General features: G+C 68.8%; 15 protein-coding genes. 11 read left to right on the top strand and 4 right to left on the bottom strand.

The window, feature by feature from the left end:
• The first annotated feature begins 356 nt into the window (after positions 1-356).
• The 7 genes from QZM15_RS05115 (at position 357) to QZM15_RS05085 (ending at position 9169) form a co-directional block, all read left to right on the top strand.
• A complete protein-coding gene (locus QZM15_RS05115; protein ID WP_124657584.1) occupies positions 357-983 on the top strand; it encodes a flavin reductase family protein in 627 nt (208 codons plus the stop codon).
• Between the two features lie 417 nt (positions 984-1400).
• On the top strand, positions 1401-2633 hold the full coding sequence (locus QZM15_RS05110) for a 3-methyl-2-oxobutanoate dehydrogenase (2-methylpropanoyl-transferring) subunit alpha (RefSeq protein WP_059573914.1): 1233 nt from the start codon (positions 1401-1403) through the stop codon (positions 2631-2633).
• Positions 2634-2635: 2 nt separating this feature from the next.
• Positions 2636-3676: an alpha-ketoacid dehydrogenase subunit beta gene (locus tag QZM15_RS05105; protein ID WP_089464644.1), complete on the top strand. Its 1041-nt coding sequence runs from the start codon at positions 2636-2638 to the stop codon at positions 3674-3676.
• 1 nt (position 3677) lies between these two features.
• Positions 3678-4991: a dihydrolipoamide acetyltransferase family protein gene (locus tag QZM15_RS05100; protein ID WP_302106004.1), complete on the top strand. Its 1314-nt coding sequence runs from the start codon at positions 3678-3680 to the stop codon at positions 4989-4991.
• A gap of 4 nt (positions 4992-4995) precedes the next feature.
• Positions 4996-6387, top strand: coding sequence for a dihydrolipoyl dehydrogenase (lpdA, locus tag QZM15_RS05095; RefSeq protein ID WP_302106003.1), 1392 nt, complete (start codon positions 4996-4998; stop codon positions 6385-6387).
• Positions 6388-6715: 328 nt separating this feature from the next.
• Positions 6716-7345 carry an NAD(P)H-binding protein gene (locus tag QZM15_RS05090; protein WP_060313443.1) on the top strand — a complete coding sequence of 210 codons (630 nt, stop codon included), beginning with the start codon at positions 6716-6718 and terminating at the stop codon, positions 7343-7345.
• A 393-nt stretch (positions 7346-7738) separates the two neighbouring features.
• Positions 7739-9169: a cytosine permease gene (locus QZM15_RS05085; protein ID WP_059573909.1), complete on the top strand. Its 1431-nt coding sequence runs from the start codon at positions 7739-7741 to the stop codon at positions 9167-9169.
• A 70-nt stretch (positions 9170-9239) separates the two neighbouring features.
• Here the strand turns inward: QZM15_RS05085 and QZM15_RS05080 are convergent, their stop codons facing one another.
• Positions 9240-10196: a LysR family transcriptional regulator gene (locus QZM15_RS05080; RefSeq protein WP_059644144.1), complete on the bottom strand. Its 957-nt coding sequence runs from the start codon at positions 10194-10196 to the stop codon at positions 9240-9242.
• Between the two features lie 190 nt (positions 10197-10386).
• On the opposite strand from QZM15_RS05080, the gene QZM15_RS05075 reads away from it, so the two are divergent.
• Genes QZM15_RS05075 through QZM15_RS05065 form a run of 3 tightly spaced genes read left to right on the top strand, consistent with a single transcriptional unit; the run spans position 10387 to position 14047 of the window.
• Positions 10387-11697 carry an MFS transporter gene (locus QZM15_RS05075; RefSeq protein WP_059573908.1) on the top strand — a complete coding sequence of 437 codons (1311 nt, stop codon included), beginning with the start codon at positions 10387-10389 and terminating at the stop codon, positions 11695-11697.
• A gap of 31 nt (positions 11698-11728) precedes the next feature.
• Positions 11729-13000 carry a Zn-dependent hydrolase gene (locus QZM15_RS05070; protein ID WP_302106002.1) on the top strand — a complete coding sequence of 424 codons (1272 nt, stop codon included), beginning with the start codon at positions 11729-11731 and terminating at the stop codon, positions 12998-13000.
• Positions 13001-13024: 24 nt separating this feature from the next.
• Positions 13025-14047, top strand: coding sequence for a histone deacetylase family protein (locus QZM15_RS05065; protein WP_302106001.1), 1023 nt, complete (start codon positions 13025-13027; stop codon positions 14045-14047).
• Positions 14048-14149: 102 nt separating this feature from the next.
• Here QZM15_RS05065 and QZM15_RS05060 read toward each other — a convergent pair whose 3' ends face one another.
• A complete protein-coding gene (locus QZM15_RS05060) occupies positions 14150-15355 on the bottom strand; it encodes an MFS transporter (protein ID WP_104012326.1) in 1206 nt (401 codons plus the stop codon).
• Positions 15356-15910: 555 nt separating this feature from the next.
• Positions 15911-16822: a LysR family transcriptional regulator gene (locus QZM15_RS05055; RefSeq protein ID WP_302106000.1), complete on the bottom strand. Its 912-nt coding sequence runs from the start codon at positions 16820-16822 to the stop codon at positions 15911-15913.
• Between the two features lie 166 nt (positions 16823-16988).
• On the opposite strand from QZM15_RS05055, the gene QZM15_RS05050 reads away from it, so the two are divergent.
• Positions 16989-17909, top strand: a complete 921-nt coding sequence (locus tag QZM15_RS05050) for a pyridoxal-phosphate dependent enzyme (protein ID WP_302105999.1) — start codon at positions 16989-16991, stop codon at positions 17907-17909.
• A gap of 118 nt (positions 17910-18027) precedes the next feature.
• Here the strand turns inward: QZM15_RS05050 and QZM15_RS05045 are convergent.
• A partial coding sequence (locus QZM15_RS05045) for a hypothetical protein (RefSeq protein WP_302105998.1) occupies positions 18028-18523 on the bottom strand: 496 nt, incomplete at its 5' end.

Below are 18523 nucleotides of genomic sequence, written 5' to 3'. Positions count from 1 at the left end.
TCCAGCGCACGAACGGTTCTCGCACGCGAGGCCGGCTTTGAAAGAAGCAGTGTGACGAAAATCCGCCGCCTTAACTGGCTTGCCGGTTCGAGTCCGGTCCCCGGCACCATCGATTGCGTCGACGCGATTCGATGACGGTGTAAAAAACCCGCGAGAAATGCAGCGCTCGCGGGTTTTTTATTGCGCGCCCGCATGTGCGGCGGCACGCCGGCGTGGCTCGCGATGAGCTTCGCTGCGCCGAAAACGGCGCCATGTGATACTGGCACGCTCGTCGCGGCGTACGCCAGCGTCACCCTGGCGAACGCGCCCCCCGACCGCTTTTTCCCCATCGTTTGCCTCTCGCCAGACCACCCGTCATGACCGACTCGACCCATCACTATTACGAACCGTCGCAAGGCCACGGCCTGCCGCACGATCCGTTGAACGCGATCGTGGGCCCGCGCCCGATCGGCTGGATTTCATCGCGCGGCAGCGACGGCACGCTGAACCTCGCGCCGTACAGCTTCTTCAACGCGTTCAACTACCGCCCGCCGATCATCGGCTTTTCGAGCACCACCGCGAAGGACAGCGTGCGCAACGTGCAGGAAACTGGCGAGTTCGTGTGGAATCTCGCGACGCGCGATCTCGCGGAGCGGATGAACCAGACCTGCGCCGCCGTGCCGTACGACGTGAACGAATTCGAACTCGGCGGCCTGACCGCGGTGCCGTCGCGTCTCGTGAATGTGCCGCGTGTCGCGGAAAGCGGTGTGAACTTCGAATGCAAGGTGACCGACGTGATCCGGCTGCGCGATCATCACGGTGTCGAGACGCCAGCCACGCTGGTGCTGGGCGAGGTCATCGCGGTCCATATCCGCCACGACCTGCTGAAGGACGGCATCTTCGACACGTTCGGCGCGGGCATCATTCTTCGTGCGGGCGGCCCGTCAGCCTACGTGCACGTGAAACCCGACAGCCGCTTCGACCTGTTCCGTCCCGACGCGTGATCGCTCGCGCGCCGCAGTAAGCCGGCAACCGGCGCGTACAAGCGCCCGAACCAGACGCAAGACCCCGCGGAGATCCCAGGATTTCTCCCGAGGTCTTTTGCTTCGTACCCTCACATGATCGGGACGGCGCCGATACGTCCGTTCCTCGATGCCCGCTCGTCGTCTCAGCCGCGGCGACGATGCGCTGCAGCAAACCCGTCCTTCGCCGCCTCCGCCCGCCGCACTCACGAGCCGCCGACCGCGCCATGGCAAATCTGCTCACCACGAACGAGCGGCTTGGGCATCGACGCCCGCCGCTGCCAGGCATAAATTTCCAAGGTTGACGCGCTTATCCGCGCGTCAGCTCGCGCGCGGGCCGGCAACCGGCTCGCGCGTTCCCAACCAGCGTGAGACACAATCGAGCGTGGAGACGACACGATGAGCCTGTCAGAGCCATTGCGTCTGCATGTGCCGGAGCCCACCGGGCGCCCGGGCTGCAAGACGGACTTTTCCTATCTGCATCTATCGCCGGCCGGCGCCGTTCGCCGCCCGCCGATCGACGTAGCCGCGGCGGACACCGCCAATCTCGCCCGCAGCCTCGTGCGCGTGCTCGACGACAGCGGCAAGGCCGTCGGCCCGTGGGCGCCCGATCTCGACGATGCGCGACTGATCGCCGGGCTGCGCGCGATGCTCAAGACCCGCATTTTCGACGCGCGCATGATGATCGCGCAGCGCCAGAAGAAAATCTCCTTCTACATGTTGAGCCTCGGCGAAGAGGCGATCGGCACCGCGCATGCGATGGCGCTGCGCGACGGCGACATGTGTTTTCCGACCTACCGGCAGCAGAGCATCCTGATCGCGCGCGACGTGCCGCTCGAGCGGATGATCTGCCAGCTGATGTCGAACGAAGGCGATCCGCTGAAGGGTCGCCAACTGCCGGTGATGTACTCGGATCGCGAAGCCGGCTTCTTCTCCATTTCCGGCAACCTCGCGACGCAGTTTATCCAGGCGGTCGGCTGGGCGATGGCGTCGGCGATCAAGGGCGACACGAAGATCGCGTCCGCGTGGATCGGCGACGGCGCGACGGCCGAAGCCGATTTCCACACCGCGCTCACGTTCGCGCACGTGTACCGTGCGCCGGTCGTGCTGAACGTCGTCAACAACCAGTGGGCGATCTCGACGTTCCAGGCGATCGCGGGCGGTGAGGGCACGACCTTCGCCGGGCGCGGCGTCGGCTGCGGGATCGCGTCGCTGCGCGTCGATGGCAACGACTTCCTCGCGATCTACGCGGCATCGAGCTGGGCGGCCGAACGCGCGCGCCGCAACCTCGGCCCGACGCTGATCGAGTGGGTGACCTACCGCGCGGGCGCGCATTCGACGTCGGACGATCCGACCAAGTACCGGCCGAGCGACGACTGGTCGCATTTCCCGCTTGGCGACCCGATCGAGCGCTTCAAGCGCCACCTGATCGTGAAGGGCATCTGGTCGGACAGCGCGCACGACGCACTGACGGCCGAGCTCGAGGCCGAGGTGATCGCCGCGCAGAAGGAAGCCGAGAAATACGGGACGCTGGCCGACGACCGGATTCCGTCGCCGGCCTCGATGTTCGACGACGTATACAAGGAGCTGCCGGCGCACCTGCGCCGTCAGCGCCAGGAACTGGGAGCGTGATCATGGCGCGACACGAAACGGATACGGCGACGCAGCCGATGACGATGATCCAGGCGCTGCGCTCCGCGATGGACGTGATGCTCGGGCGCGACAGCGATGTGGTCGTGTTCGGGCAGGACGTCGGCTATTTCGGCGGCGTGTTCCGCTGTACCGAAGGACTGCAGAACAAATACGGCAAGTCGCGCGTGTTCGATGCGCCGATCTCGGAAGGCGGGATCGTCGGCGCGGCGGTCGGGATGGGCGCGTACGGATTGCGGCCCGTCTGCGAGATCCAGTTCGCCGACTATTTCTATCCGGCTTCCGACCAGATCGTGTCGGAAGGCGCGCGGCTGCGCTACCGCTCGGCCGGCCAGTTCACCGCGCCGATGACGATCCGGATGCCGTGCGGCGGCGGGATCTACGGCGGACAGACGCACAGCCAGAGCCCGGAGGCGATGTTTACGCAGGTGTGCGGGCTGCGCACGGTGATGCCGTCGAATCCGTACGACGCGAAAGGGCTGTTGATCGCATCGATCGAGAACGACGATCCGGTGATCTTCCTCGAACCGAAACGGCTGTACAACGGCCCGTTCGACGGCCATCACGAACGGCCGGTCACGTCGTGGCTCAAGCATCCGGCGAGCGCGGTGCCCGAAGGCTACTACACGGTGCCGCTCGATACGGCCGCCATCGTGCGGCCCGGCAACGGCGTGACGGTGCTGACGTACGGCACGACCGTGCACGTGTCGCTGGCCGCGGCCGAGGAGACGGGCATCGACGCGGAAGTGATCGACCTGCGCACGCTGTGGCCGCTCGATCTCGATACCGTCGTCGCGTCGGTGCGCAAGACCGGGCGCTGCGTCGTGGTGCACGAGGCGACGCGCACCTGCGGCTATGGCGCGGAGCTCGTATCGCTGGTCCAGGAACACTGCTTCTATCACCTCGAAGCGCCGGTCGAGCGCACGACGGGCTGGGACACGCCGTATCCGCATGCGCAGGAATGGGCGTACTTTCCGGGGCCGACGCGGGTCGGTGAAGCGTTGCGACGCGTGATGGAGGCGTGAGATGGGGATTCATGTCATCAAGATGCCGGATATCGGCGAAGGGATCGCCGAGGTCGAACTGGTGGCCTGGCATGTGGAAGTCGGGCAGACGATCAAGGAAGACCAGCCGCTCGCCGACGTGATGACCGACAAGGCGGCGGTCGAGATTCCGTCGCCGGTGACGGGCAAGGTGATCGAACTGGGCGGCCGGATCGGCCAGATGATGGCGGTCGGCAGCGAGCTGATTCGGCTGGAAGTCGAAGGCGACGGCAACCTGAAGGCCGCCGCACCGGTGCGAGAAACAAAGGTAGCAACCGCACCGGTCGCGTCGGCGACGTCGAGGCCGGTGGCCGACGCGCCGTCCGAGCCGCCCGAGCCGCCCGCGCATGCGGCGCCTCGCGCACCGGCGAAACCGCGCCGCGGTGAACCGGCCGCGCAGCCGCGCGCGGCGCTCGCGCCGGGCGAACGGCCGCTCGCGTCGCCTGCCGTGCGTCAGCGTGCGTGGGACATGGGTATCGAGCTGCGCTACGTGCGCGGCACCGGCGAAGCCGGGCGGATCCTGCATGCGGATCTCGATGCGTATGCGCGTACCGGTGGCACCGCGAGCGGCGCGCAACCGCGCGGCTACGACGAACGCCATGACGAAACCGACGTGCCGTTGATCGGCCTGCGGCGCGCGATCGCGCGCAAGATGCAGGAAGCGAAACGCCGCATCCCGCATTTCAGCTACGTCGAGGAAATCGACGTCACCGAGCTCGAATCGTTGCGCACGGAACTGAATCGCCGCCACGGCGACACGCGCGGCAAGCTCACGCCGCTGCCGCTGCTGATTCGCGCGATCGTGATCGCGCTGCGCGACTTCCCGCAGATCAACGCGCGTTTCGACGACGAAGCGGGCGTCGTCACGCGCTACGGCGCGGTGCACATGGGCGTCGCGACGCAGACCGACGGCGGCCTCACGGTGCCCGTGCTGCGCCATGCGGAAGCGCGCGACGTGTGGTCGATCTCGGCGGAAATCGCGCGACTCGCCGACGCGGTGCGCGCGAACCGTTCGCAGCGCGACGAGCTGAGCGGCTCGACGATCACGATCTCGAGCCTCGGCGCGCTCGGCGGCATCGTGTCGACGCCGGTGATCAATCATCCGGAAGTGGGCATCGTCGGCGTGAACCGGATCGTCGAGCGGCCGATGATCCGCGACGGCGCGGTCGTCGCGCGCAAGATGATGAACCTGTCGTCGTCGTTCGATCATCGCGTCGTCGACGGCGCGGATGCGGCCGAATTCATCCAGGCCGTGCGCGCAGTGCTCGAACGCCCGGCACTGCTGTTCGTGGAGTGAGCCGATGAAGAACGAACACACCACACTGCTCGTCATCGGCGGCGGCCCGGGCGGCTACGTGGCCGCGATCCGCGCCGGCCAGCTCGGCATCCCGACCGTGCTCGTCGAACGCGACCGGCTCGGCGGCACCTGCCTGAACATCGGCTGCATTCCGTCGAAGGCGCTGATCCACGTGGCCGACGCGTTCGAACAGGCGTGCGGCCACGCGGGCGAAGGGGCGCTCGGCATCCGTGTGCGCACGCCGGAGATCGACATCGCGAAAAGCGTCGCCTGGAAGGACGGGATCGTCGAGCGGCTGACGCGCGGCGTCGGCGCGCTGCTCAAGAAGAGCGGCGTGCGCGTGCTGCACGGCGAAGCGCGCGTGATCGACGGCAAGACCGTGGAAGTGGTCGCCGGCAGCCATACGGTGCGGCTCGGCTGCGAACATCTGTTGCTCGCGACCGGGTCCGAGCCGGTCGAGCTGCCGTCGATGCCGTTCGGCGGACACGTCGTGTCGTCCACCGAAGCGCTGTCGCCCGCGACGCTGCCGAAGCGGCTGGTCGTCGTCGGGGCCGGCTATATCGGGCTCGAACTCGGGATCGTCTATCGCAAGCTCGGCGTCGACGTCAGCGTCGTCGAAGCGGCCGAGCGCGTGCTGCCCGCGTACGACGCCGAACTCGTGCGGCCGGTTGCCGATTCGCTCGCGCGGCTCGGCGTGCGGCTGTGGCTCGGCCACAAGGTGCTCGGGCTCGACGCGCACGGCGCGGTGCGCGTGCAGGCGGCCGATGGCGCCGAGCAGACGTTGCCGGCCGACCGCGTGCTGGTTGCGGTGGGCCGCCGGCCGCGCGTCGAAGGGTTCGGACTCGAGACGCTGATGCTCGATCGCAACGGCCGCGCGCTGCGGATCGACGACGCATGCCGGACTTCGATGCGCAACGTGTGGGCGATCGGCGACGTCGCGGGCGAGCCGATGCTCGCGCATCGCGCGATGGCGCAAGGCGAGATGGTGGCCGAGCTGATCGCCGGCCGGCGCCGCCGGTTCACGCCCGCGTCGATTCCGGCCGTGTGCTTCACCGATCCCGAGATCGTGACGGCCGGCTGGTCGCCGGACGATGCGCATGCGGCCGGCGTCGATTGCCTGAGCGCGTCGTTCCCGTTCGCCGCGAACGGGCGGGCGATGACGTTGCAGGCGACCGACGGATTCGTACGCGTCGTCGCGCGGCGAGACAATCATCTGATCGTCGGCTGGCAGGCGGTCGGGCGTGGGGTGTCGGAGCTGGCCGCGGCGTTCTCGCAGTCGCTGGAGATGGGCGCGCGGCTGGAAGACATCGGCGGCACGATCCACGCGCATCCGACGCTCGGCGAAGCGCTTCAGGAGGCGGCGTTGCGCGCACTCGGGCATGCGCTGCATGTCTGACGTCATCGCCTGACGGGGCGCCGCCGGTGCGTCACGCACGTATCGGCGGCGCTCGCGGCGTCTGATGCACTTCATGTTGTTCATCGGTATCGGCACGCGCCGGTCCCGAAGCCGATCCGATCGGGTTGCCCGTACTCGCACGCCGGGTCGGGAACGCGCGCAACGGCAGCGCCGGCCGCGCCGCATTCGATCGCACCCGACAGCGCCGTAATTTTTCGAGACGAGGGGAGGGTTGCCGCCGCCGCGTCGGCCGACGATCATGTCGATAGCCGGAAACCGGGCCGCCTGGGTCCGCCAACGCAGGCTCCCTCCACACGGAATAGCGGACATGAAACTGCTGCTCGTCGGTGCGACCGGACTCGTCGGGCGCCACGTCCTCGAAGCCGCGCTGGCCGATGCGCGAGTCGATCAGGTGATCGTCCTCGCGCGCCGGCCGTTGTCGCCGCATCCGAAGATGCGCGCGCTGGAAGTCGATTTCGACCATCTGCCCGACGCGGCCGACTGGTGGCGCGCGGATGCCGTGATCTGCACGCTCGGTACCACGATGCGGGCGGCCGGTTCGCAGGCGGCCTTCCGGCGCGTCGATCACGACTATCCGCTCGCGGTCGCGCGGCTCGCGCACCGGCACGGCACGCCAACCTACGTGCTGAATTCCGCACTCGGCGCGGATGCTGCGTCGCGGATCTTCTACAACCGCGTGAAGGGCGAGGTCGAACAGGCGCTCGCCGGCGTCGGGTTCGATTCGCTCACGTACGTGCGACCGGGCCTGATCGGCGGCAGCCGCGACGAGTTTCGATTCGGCGAACGGCTGCTGGTGTTCGCGCTGAGCGCCGCCGCACCGGTGCTGCCGGTGAAGTGGCGCGTGAATCCCGCGTCGCGGATTGCGCGCGCCTTGCTCGACGCGGCGATCGACGCACGGCCGGGCGTGCGGGTCGTCGCATCCGACCGGCTCGTCTGACGCGGCCGGGGCGGTGCGCTCGGCAGGCCATTCGTCCGCGCTTGCGGCGCAGTGACGGCTGCGCCCGATCGACCGCCCCCGGCCAGCCGAACTTTCATTTTCCCGACATCCGGCTCGCGCCGAAACTGCGCGGGCGGGGCCGCAATTGCTCGGACGACTTCAAAAATCCCTTGATACCGGGTAATCACCGATATCTCGTAAGTTGTATATACAAGATCATCCGCTGGCAATGTCGGCACCCGTCGTGCCGCTTGCGCGCCAGCGTGCAGGCCATGCGTGCGTGGCGCATGCCGGCGATCCACGGCGCGTGCATTCGCGGAGCCGAAAGAGTGGCGCGCAGCTTCCTGTCCCGTTCAAACCATGTGTGATCCTGAGTATTGTGGAGATCGACCCGTGTCAACGAATTCCAGTGGAAAAGCCGGCGGACTGATCGAGGTACGCTCGATCGACTTCATTCCCGACGCCGAGCGCCACGGCGGCCTGCTGAGCCAGTTCACGCTGTGGCTGTCGGCGAACATGCAGATCACCGCGATCGTCACGGGCGCGCTCGCGGTCGTGCTCGGCGGCGACGTGTTCTGGTCGCTGGTCGCGCTGCTGCTTGGCCAACTGGTCGGCGGCGCGGTGATGGCGCTGCACGGCGCGCAGGGGCCGCAGCTCGGGCTGCCGCAGATGATCTCGAGCCGCGTGCAGTTCGGCGTGTACGGCGCGATGATTCCGATCGTGCTCGTGTGCCTGATGTACATCGGTTTTTCCGCGAGCGGCTCGGTGCTGGCCGGGCAGGCCGTCGCGCAACTGCTGCACGTCGACGACGCGGCCGGCATCCTGCTGTTCGCGGCCGTGATCGTCGTGCTGACCGTGTTCGGCTATCGCGCGATCCACTTCGTCGGCCGGATCGCGAGCGTGGTCGGCATCGTCGCGTTCATCTACATGTTCGTGCAACTGTTCGCGAACCACGACGTCGGCGCGCTGCTCGCGAACAAGCATTTCTCGCTGGCGAGCTTCCTGCTCGCGATGTCGCTGTCCGCGTCGTGGCAGATCGCGTTCGGCCCGTACGTGGCCGACTATTCGCGCTACCTGCCGCGCGCGACGTCGTCGGTCGCGACGTTTCTCGCGGTCGGCCTCGGCTCGGTGATCGGCGCGCAGGCGGCGATGGTGTTCGGCGTGTTCGCGGCCGCGCTCGCCGGCAGCCAGTTCGCGCACCATGAAGTGTCGTATATCGTCGGCCTGGGCTCGACGGGCGCCGTGGCCGCGCTGCTGTATTTCAGCATCGCGTTCGGCAAGGTGACGGTGACGGCGCTCAACGCGTACGGCAGCTTCATGTCGATGGCGACGATCGTCAGCGGCTTTCGCGGCAAGGGCGCGGTGTCGTCGAAGAGCCGCCTCGCGTACATCCTCGGGATGATCTGCGTGTCGACGCTGATCGCGCTCGCGGGCCGTCATTCGTTCCTGAAGGAATTCACCGCGTTCATCCTGTTCCTGCTCGCGTTCTTCACGCCGTGGAGCGCGATCAACCTCGTCGATTACTACTGCTTCACGCGTTCACGCTACGACGTGCCGGCGCTGTCCGATCCGGACGGCCGCTACGGCCGCTGGAACGGGATGGCGATCGCGATCTACGTGGTCGGCATCCTGGTGCAACTGCCGTTCATGTCGACGCACATCTACACGGGGCCGCTCGTCGACGCGCTCGGCGGCACCGACATCTCGTGGATCCTCGGCCTGGTCGTGCCGGCCGTGCTGTATTACGTCGGCGCCCGCGCGTCGCGACGCAGCATTCCCGAACGCCTGATTCTGCCGCTCGAACGCGGCGAGGTTCACCACTGACGACACGTCTCGCGCATCGGGCCGGCACGCCGCCGGCTCGAGCGCCGGGCCGGGCGCCGCCCACGCGCCGTCACTTCCCCAGCCGCTGCGCGAGCGAGTAGCGCTGCATGCAGCGCTCCATCGCGTCGAGAAACGCGTGCTCGGCCGCATTCATCTTGCGGTCGCGATGCCACAGCAGGAACACGTCGACGTCGACGAGCCCGTCGTCGGGCGGCAGCCGCCACAGCCGCTGCTGCGCGATGTCGTCGCGCACGATGTGCTCGGGCAGGCAGCCGATCCCGTAGCCCGCGAAGATCAGCCGACGCACTTCGTCGAGGCTCGGCGACGATGCGACGATACGCCCCGTGAAACCCTTCTGGTCACGGAACACGGTGAGCGGCGACAGGCTGTCGCCGATCTGGTCGCTCGTGAACGACACGAAATTCTCCGCGAGCAGATCGTCCATCCGCAACTGCGTCTGCCCGAACAGCCGGTGATGGCGGCCACAGTAGATCGCATAGCGCTGGCGCAGGAAGCAGCGCATCTCCAGCTTGTCGTGCGGCGTGCGGCACAGGCCGAGCCCGGCCGTGGCCGTTTTCTGCAGCAGCGACGACAGGATGTCCGACGAGCGCATTACTTCGATCTGCAGATCGATACGCGGATACGCACGATGGAAATCCGCGAGGAATTCGTCGTAGACGGGCGATTCGATGCGGCTCACCGTCAGCAGCCGGATCGAGCCGGTCAGATCGGCCGTGCTGTCGTCGATTTCGGTTTCGAGGCGCGAGATGCCGCCGTAGATGTCGCTCGCGATCCGGTACACGGCTTCGCCGGCCGGCGTCGGCGCGAAGTGCGCGCCGCGCCGCTCGATCAGCCGGCGCTCGAGCGTCTCCTCGAGCCGCCGCAGCGCCTGGCTCACGGCCGGCTGCGTGACGTGCAGGCGGGCCGCCGCGCGGCTCACGCTGCGCTCCTGCATGATCACCAGATAGGTGCGCAGCAGGTTCCAGTCGAGGCGGTCGTTCAGGAACGGGGCGAGATCGGGGCGCATCGGGTCTCCGGGCAGGGCGGCGGCTAGTCATTAGTTGAATTTATACGGCGAATAATAACTTGAAATTTGACTAATGATTTGCGGCCACCGATAAAGGAGGGGCGCCGCAGCGTGCGGCGCGAGGCCGCGACAGACGGCCGTCGTCACGATATTGCGTGCCGCCCCGCCGCGGCGCGCGTCAGGAGCCCGCATGAGCCAGTCCCTTCCTTCCGCCCGCCAGCCGGCACGCGCCGCGACGGCCGCGTTCATCGGCACGATGATCGAGTGGTACGACTTCTACATCTACGCGACCGCCGCCGCGCTCGTGTTCGGCGAACTCTATTTCCCGTCGCACGACCCGTTCGTCAGCACGATGGCATCGTTCGCGACGTTCGCGGTCGGCTTCTTCGCGCGCCCGCTCGGCGGCGTGATCTTCGGCCATCTCGGCGACCGCATCGGCCGCAAGAAGGCGCTGATGACGACGCTGATGATGATGGGCGTCGCAACCGTGTGCGTCGGGCTGCTGCCCGCCTATTCGAAGGTCGGCATCCTTGCACCGGTGCTGCTCGTCGCACTGCGCGTCGTGCAGGGGATCGCGGTCGGCGGCGAGTGGGGCGGTGCGGTGCTGATGGCGGGCGAGCATGCGCCGCAGGGGCGCCGCACGTTTTTCGCGTCGTTCGCGCAGCTCGGCAGCCCGGCCGGGCTGATCCTGTCGCTGGTCGCGTTCCGCGCGGTCACGTCGATGGACAAGGCCGACTTCCTCGCGTGGGGCTGGCGCCTGCCGTTTCTCGCGAGCGCGGTGCTGCTCGTGGTCGGCATCCTGATCCGGCTCGGCGTGAACGAGTCGCCGGAATTCGCGCGGGTGAAGGAAGCCAACCGCACGGTGAAGCTGCCGGTCGCGGAAGTGTTCCGCTCCGCGTCGGGGCTCGTGCTGCTCTGCATCGGTGCGAACACGATCGGCATCGCGGGCGTCTATTTCACGAACACGTTCATGATCGCGTACACGACGCAGTATGTCGGCGTCTCGCGCTCGCTGATCCTCGACAGCCTGTTCGCGGTCGCGATCATCCAGTTCTTCGCGCAGCCGCTCGCCGCGTGGATCGCCGAGCGCATCGGCGGCGCGCGCTTCCTGAAGCTCGCGGCGCTGCTCGCGATGCTGTCGCCGTATCCGATGTTCATGCTCGTGCAGGGCGGCACGTCCGCGTCGCTGATCGCCGGCATCGCACTGGCCGTCGTCTGCATGGCCGGGTTCTATTCCGTGATCGCGGGCTTCGTCAGCGACGTGTTTCCCGCGCACGTGCGCTATTCGGCGATCTCGCTCGCTTACCAGATTTGCGGCGCGATCGCGGGCGGCCTGACGCCGCTCGTCGGCACCTGGCTCGCGCATCGCTTCACGGGCCAGTGGTGGCCGCTCGCGGTGTTCTACACGTGTCTCGCCGGCGTTTCGCTGCTCTGCATCGTCGCGCTCGACGCGCGCCGTGCCGCGCAGCCGGCCGCCGCCGAAGCGCTCGGCTCGCATTGACCCTCAACGCACGAATCGATACGGGAGTCTTATGAATGACCTGCTGGAAATCGACGGCGCCCGCCTGTGGCGGAGCCTCGCCGACATGGCGCGCGTCGGCGCGACGCCGCGCGGCGGCGTACGGCGCCTCGCGCTCACCGATGACGACCGCCGCGGGCGCGACCTGTTCGCGCAATGGTGCCGCGACGCGGGGCTGACGGTGAGCGTCGATGCAGTCGGCAACCTGTTCGCGCGGCGCGACGGCGCCGATGCGCAGGCAGCGCCTGTGCTGATCGGCAGCCATCTCGACACGCAGCCCGAAGGCGGCCGCTTCGACGGCGTCTACGGCGTGCTCGCCGCGCTCGAACTCGTGCGCACACTGAACGATGCGGGCATCGCGACCGGCAAGCCGCTCGAGATCGTGTCCTGGACCAACGAGGAAGGCGTGCGCTTCGCGCCGGCGATGCTCGGCTCGGCCGTATTCACGGGCGCGTTGCAGCTCGACGACGCACTCGCGAAGCAGGACGCCGACGGCGTCACGCTCGGCGCGGCGCTCGACGCGTGCGGCTATCGCGGCACGCGTGCGGCGGGCGGCGCGGTCGATGCGTATTTCGAGGCGCATATCGAACAGGGGCCCGTGCTCGAGGCGAACGGTACGACGATCGGCATCGTCACCGGCGGACAGGCGATCCGCTGGCTCGACGTGACGGTGACGGGCGTGGCCGCGCACGCGGGCACGACGCCGATGCCGTATCGCAAGGATGCGTATTTCGCGAGCGCGCAAATCGCGCTCGAACTCGAGCGGATCGTCGCCGGTTACGCGCCGCGCGGGCTCGCGACGATCGGGCAGGTCGGCATCCGCCACGCGTCGCGCAACACGATTGCCGGCGACCTGACGTTCACGGTCGACCTGCGTCATCACGACGATGCGGAAGTCGATGCGATGGAGCGCGACCTGCGCGACGCCTGCGCTCGCGTGGCCGCCGCGCGTGGCGTGCAGGTGTCGGTCGAGACCTGCTGGCGCAGCCCGGCGACGCCGTTCGACCGCGAGTGTGTCGGGCGGGTCGCGCAGGCTGCTGCCGCGTTCGGTTACACGCACGAGCGGATCGTGAGCGGCGCCGGCCACGATGCAATCCTGCTCGCGCGCCGCTTCCCGACCGCGATGGTGTTCATCCCGTGCGTCGACGGGCTGTCGCACAACGAAGCCGAGGATGCATTGCCCGACGACGTGACGCGCGGCACGAACGTGCTGCTCCATGCGGTGCTGGCGCGCGCGGGAATCGCGGCGCGCGTCGACGCGGCGGCGGCCACGCACGATGCCTGAAACGGCGAATCGATGAGGATTCCGATGAAAACCTATTTCCATCCCGAACAACTGCTGCACCACCCGCGCAGCTACCTGTCGCGCGGCCGGATGCGCGAGCCGCAGGAAGTGCCGGAACGCGCGGCGCGGCTCGTCGCGGCCGTCCGATCGCTTGACTTCGACGTGTGCGAGCCGGCCGACCGCGGCACCGCACCGATCGCGGCCGTGCACGACATGAACTACCTGCGCTTTCTCGAGGACGCGCACCGCGACTGGAAGCAGATGCCCGACGACTGGGGCGACGAAGTGATGTCGAACGTGTTCGTGCGCGATCCGAATCCGTTGCGCGGCGTGCTCGCGAAAGCCGCGCGCTATCTGGCCGACGGCAGTTGCCCGGTGGGCGCGAACACATGGCGCGCGGCGTACTGGTCCGCGCAGGGCGCACTGGCGGCCGCGGCCGACGTCAACGACGGCGCGCGCGAAGCGTACGCGCTGTGCCGCCCGCCCGGCCATCATGCGCGGCGCGACGCGGCCGGCGGCTTCTGCTACCTGAACAATGCGGCGATCGCCGCGCAGGCGCTGCTGGGCCGCCATCGGCGCGTCGCGATCCTCGATACCGACATGCATCACGGGCAGGGCGTGCAGGAGATCTTCTACGGCCGCGACGATGTGCTGTACGTGTCGATCCACGGCGACCCGACCAACTTCTACCCGGTCGTCGCCGGTTACGAGGACGAGACGGGAACGGGGGCCGGCGACGGCTTCAACCTCAACCTGCCGATGCCGCACGGCGCGCCGGAGTCGGCGTTCTTCGAGCGGCTCGACGACGCGCTGCGCGCGCTCGCGCGGTTCCAGCCCGATGCGCTCGTGCTCGCGCTCGGCTTCGACATCTACAAGGACGATCCGCAATCGCAGGTCGCGGTCACGACCGACGGGTTCGGGCGGCTCGGCGGCGCGATCGGCGCGCTCGGGTTGCCGACGGTGATCGTGCAGGAGGGCGGCTATCACCTCGAGAGTCTCGACGCGAACGCACGCGCGTTTTTCGGCGGGTTTGGCGCTCGGCGCTGACCGGGCCGTCGAACCGAGCGCACGCCGAAAATGAAAACGGCCGCATGGCGCGGCCGTGAGCATGCATGCGGAAGGTTCCAGATGGCCCGGGCGTGCCCGCGCTTACGAATTCGCGGCGGCCGGCGAGCGGCGGCGCTGCGTGACCTGCAGCATGACGAGCACGAGGCCGGCGGCCGCGATCAGCGCGCCGACGAGCGGCACCGCCGCGTAGCCGAATCCGGCCGAGATCGCCGCGCCGCCCGCGGCGGCGCCCAGCGCATTGCCGAGATTGAACGCGCCGATGTTCACCGCCGATGCGAGGCCCGGCGCTTCATGGGCCGCGCGCATCACGCGCATCTGCAGCGGCGGCACGACCGCGAACGTCGCGATCCCCCAGACCAGCAGCGTGACGGCGGCGCCCGCATGCGTGGCCGCAAGCAGCGGGAACGCGGCCATCGTCGCGATCAGCAGCAACAGGAAGCCGATCAGCGTGCCGTCGAGCGAGCGGTCGGCGAGGCGTCCGCCCGCGATGTTGCCGATCGAGAAACCGACGCCGATCAGCACGAGCATCGCGGTCACGAAGCCGGGCGTCGCGCCCGTCAGGTGTTCGAGCGTCGGCGCGACGTACGTATAGAGCGTGAACATCGCGCCGGCGCCGAGCACGGTCGTCCCGAGCGCGCCGAGCACGACCGGGCGCGTGAGCACGGAGAGTTCGGCACGCAGGTCGGGCATCTTGCCGGCTTCACCTTTCGGCAGCGCGGCGAACAGGCCGGCGATCGCGATCAGGCCGAGGCCCGCGGTCGCGGCGAACGACATGCGCCAGCCGATGATCTGGCCGAGCCAGGTCGCGGCCGGCACGCCGCCGACGTTCGCGATCGTCAGGCCCATGAACATCGTCGCGACCGCGCTGGCCTGCTTTTCGCGCGGCACGAGGCTTGCCGCGACCACCGAGCCGAGCCCGAAGAACGCACCGTGGTTGAGGCTCGTCACGAGACGTGCGAGCAGCAGCGTCGTGTAGTCCGGCGCGACGGCCGACAGCAGGTTGCCGATCGTGAAGATCGACATCAGCGCGATCAGTGCGGAACGGCGCGACCAGCGCGCGAGCAGCAGCGTCATCAGCGGCGCGCCGACCATCACGCCGATCGCATACGCGCTGATCAGCATGCCGGCTTGCGGAATCGACACGTGCACGCCTTCGGCGATCACGGGCAGCAGGCCCATCGGCGAGAATTCGGTCGTGCCGATGCCGAACGCGCCGGCGGCGAGCGCCAGCAGCGGCAGCGCGGCGCCGCCGCCGGGACGGGAAGGAGAGGAAGTCGTGGGGTTCACGCGGTGGACTCCTGTGATCGTGGGACAACGGCACGAAGCCATTGAGGACAGCCGAAGTGTGCCTGCATTACTTTTGCGGAAAAAGCCGCATTCGGATGAAATTATCTTGATTTGATGTCAACAATGCAGCGCGCGGGGAGGTGTGCGCGCCGTGGCCCTCGGATGGTGCTTCGACGGGACCGGCATCGCACAAGGGCTGGAAAGCGTCGAACTGCCAGCGTCGGCAGCAAAAAAGCCCCGACCACAGGGGGTCCATGGCCGGGGCGGAAACGCATCCTCTCTTTGGCACGAGGGTTGGATGCGCGCGCAGTATATTTCGGGCCATGACGATTCGAATCGGCGTTAAACGGCCGTTTTTGGTGTCAATTTGAGAATTGCGGTGTCGTTGCGTCGTCCGTCGGCGTTCTGAAAGATTTTTCGATGATGCGGCTGTGTCGTTCACCGGGCTACAGCATCAAAAACGACGTGATGACGGAAGTCGGATTCCGTCCCGTCGGCCCGTCGGCCGGCGCCGCAAGTCGTGTCGCCGGAGCGCGCGCCGCATCCGGCATGCGCTCAGGCCGATTCGCCGGCCGCGTCGCGGACCGCCGCGAGAAACCGCGCGACGACGGGCGACGGGGCCGCCGCCGCGCCGTCGAACACGAACTCGATGTCGAAGCGGCTCGCGAGTTCGTCGAGCGCGACGAGCCGGACCGTGCGCGGGCAGGTCGGCGACGCGCTTTCCGGCACGAACGCGCAACCCATGCCGGCCGCGACGAGGCCGATCAGCGTCGGGATGTCGCTGCCGACCTGCGCGATGCGCGGCGTGAAGCCGGCCTGCTGGCACTGCGTCATCAGGAAGCGGTGGTGCGCGGCGGAACGCTGCGCATCGAACCAGACGAACGGTTCGTTCGCGACGTCGGCCAGCGCGCGCGGTGCGATGAAGCGGCCGCCCGGCGGCGCGGGCATCGCGAGCACGAAGCGGTCGCTCAGCAGCCGCACGCCCGTCAGGTGAGGCGCTTCCTCGCGACGCCACGCCATGATCCCCGCGTCGAGCTGGCCGCGCGTCAGCGCGCTCGCCTGTTCGGCCGACAGCATCGGCGCGATCGACAGTTTCACATCCGGGCACGCATCGCGAAACGCCTTGAGGACGTTCGCGACGATCGGCAGCGGCAGGCAGTTCGGCAGCGCGCCGAGCCGCAGTTCGCCGAGCTGGCCGTCCGCGCTGCGCAACGCGCGCTCGCGGCTGTCCTGCAGCATCGCGAGCAGGCCGGTCGCATCGTGCAGGAAGCTCGTGCCGGCCGCCGTGAGCGTGACGCCGGTCGCGCGACGGACCAGCAGCGGCGTGCCGATCGCATCCTCGAGCTCGCGGATCTGCCGTGACAGCGCGGGCTGCACGATGCCCACCGCGCGGGCGCCGGCCATCACGCTGCCGGCCTCGGCGACGGCGACGAAGTAGCGCAGGTGACGCAGTTCGATCTGGCGCATGCGATGTCCGGTCGGGTTCGTTGATATGCCTGGCAAGCATAGCAAATGCCATTCGATGGTATTGGAAAGCATGGCGCGCCTGCCGTACGATGACCGTCATTGCCGCATCCGCTTCCTGGCTCGCGAGTCGTGCGAGTTTCCTCCGTTTCCCCTTGCGTTCCGTCCCATGCCGCTTCATATCCCGACGCCTTACATCCGCTCGCAAATCGCGTCCCGCCGGCTCGGCAGGACCATCCGGCTGAAGCTCGACGCGTTGCAGCCGTCGGGCTCGTTCAAGCTGCGTGGCATCGGCGCCGTCTGCGAGGCGCGCCATGCGGTCGGGGCGCGGCGGTTCGTGTCGTCGTCGGGCGGCAACGCGGGCATCGCTGTCGCGTATTGCGGCCGTGAACTCGGCGTGCCGGTGCGCGTCGTCGTGCCGGAAAGCGCATCGGCCCGGGCGCGCGAACTGATCCGCGTCGAAGGCGCGGAACTCGTCGTGCACGGCGCGAGCTGGGCCGAGGCGAACGCGTTCGCGCAGTCGACGCTCGACGGGCACGATGCATTCGTGCATCCGTTCGACGACCGCGTGCTGTGGCAGGGCCACGCGACGATGATCGACGAGATGGCGGCGGTCGGCCCGAAGCCCGACGCGGTCGTGCTCGCGGTCGGCGGCGGCGGCCTGCTGTGCGGCGTGCTCGAAGGGCTGGCGCGCAACGGCTGGCAAGACGTGCCGGTCGTCGCGGCCGAAACGGCAGGCGCCGACTGCTATGCACGCTCGGTCGCGCAGGGGCGCCCGGTTGAATTGCCGGCCATCGCCAGCATCGCGACGACGCTCGGCGCGAAGCGGCCGTGCGACGCGGCGGTCGAATGGGCGACGCGTCACGCGATCCATCCGGTCGTCGTGTCCGATGCCGACGCGGTGGCCGCGTCGCTGCGGTTTCTCGATGAGCACAGGATCGTCGTCGAGCCGGCGTGCGGCGCTGCACTGGCCGTGCTCGAGCAGCCGGTGCCGGTGCTCGCGTCGGCGTCCGACATCGCGGTGATCGTCTGCGGCGGCGTGACCGCCACCGTCGAGGATCTGCAGACGCTGCGCGCGACGTTGCGGTAGGCGGGGCGCCGGCGAGCCGCGCAGTCGCGGGACGACGGATCGTTTTGCGATTTTCGCGGGGTGACTGCGAGCCTGGGGCATACGTGGCTCACCGTGACGCGTCGACGTTGCCTTTCCGTCAACCCCGCACGGCCAAGTGCGGCCGGCGTACGGCCGGATAGGCAGAAACGACTTCAGGAACGGTGCGCAAGGCGGGCGTGCCGTCGCGCTGCGCCGCATGCGGCCGGGCGCGACGATACGGGAGTGCGATCAGTTCGCGGTGGGGGCGCTCGCGCCGGACGGCGCGGACGATGCGACGGGGTTGTCGGTCGCCGTTGCAGGCGATGCGCTCGACGGCGCCGATGCCGATGCGGGCGCGGATGCTGCCGATGAAGACGCGGGAGCGGCCGATGACGGCGTCGCGGTGGCCGGCGCTGCCGCCGGAGCCGAGGCAGATGCGGGCGCGGAGACCGGCGCGGCCGTCGAACCGGGGGTCGGCGAAGGTGCCGGCGCGGTTGCCGGACCGGAACCCGGCTTCGGCGCCGAAGCCGGCGCGGCAGCCGAAGCGGGAGCAGGCGCCGATGCAGGCGCCGGGCCGGCAGCCGAGGCCGGCGTCGGCCCGGACGCCGCCGGCG

Source organism: Burkholderia sp. AU44665, assembly GCF_030504405.1.
GTDB lineage: Bacteria > Pseudomonadota > Gammaproteobacteria > Burkholderiales > Burkholderiaceae > Burkholderia > Burkholderia semiarida.
This window is presented reverse-complemented; position numbering and strand designations above follow the sequence as displayed.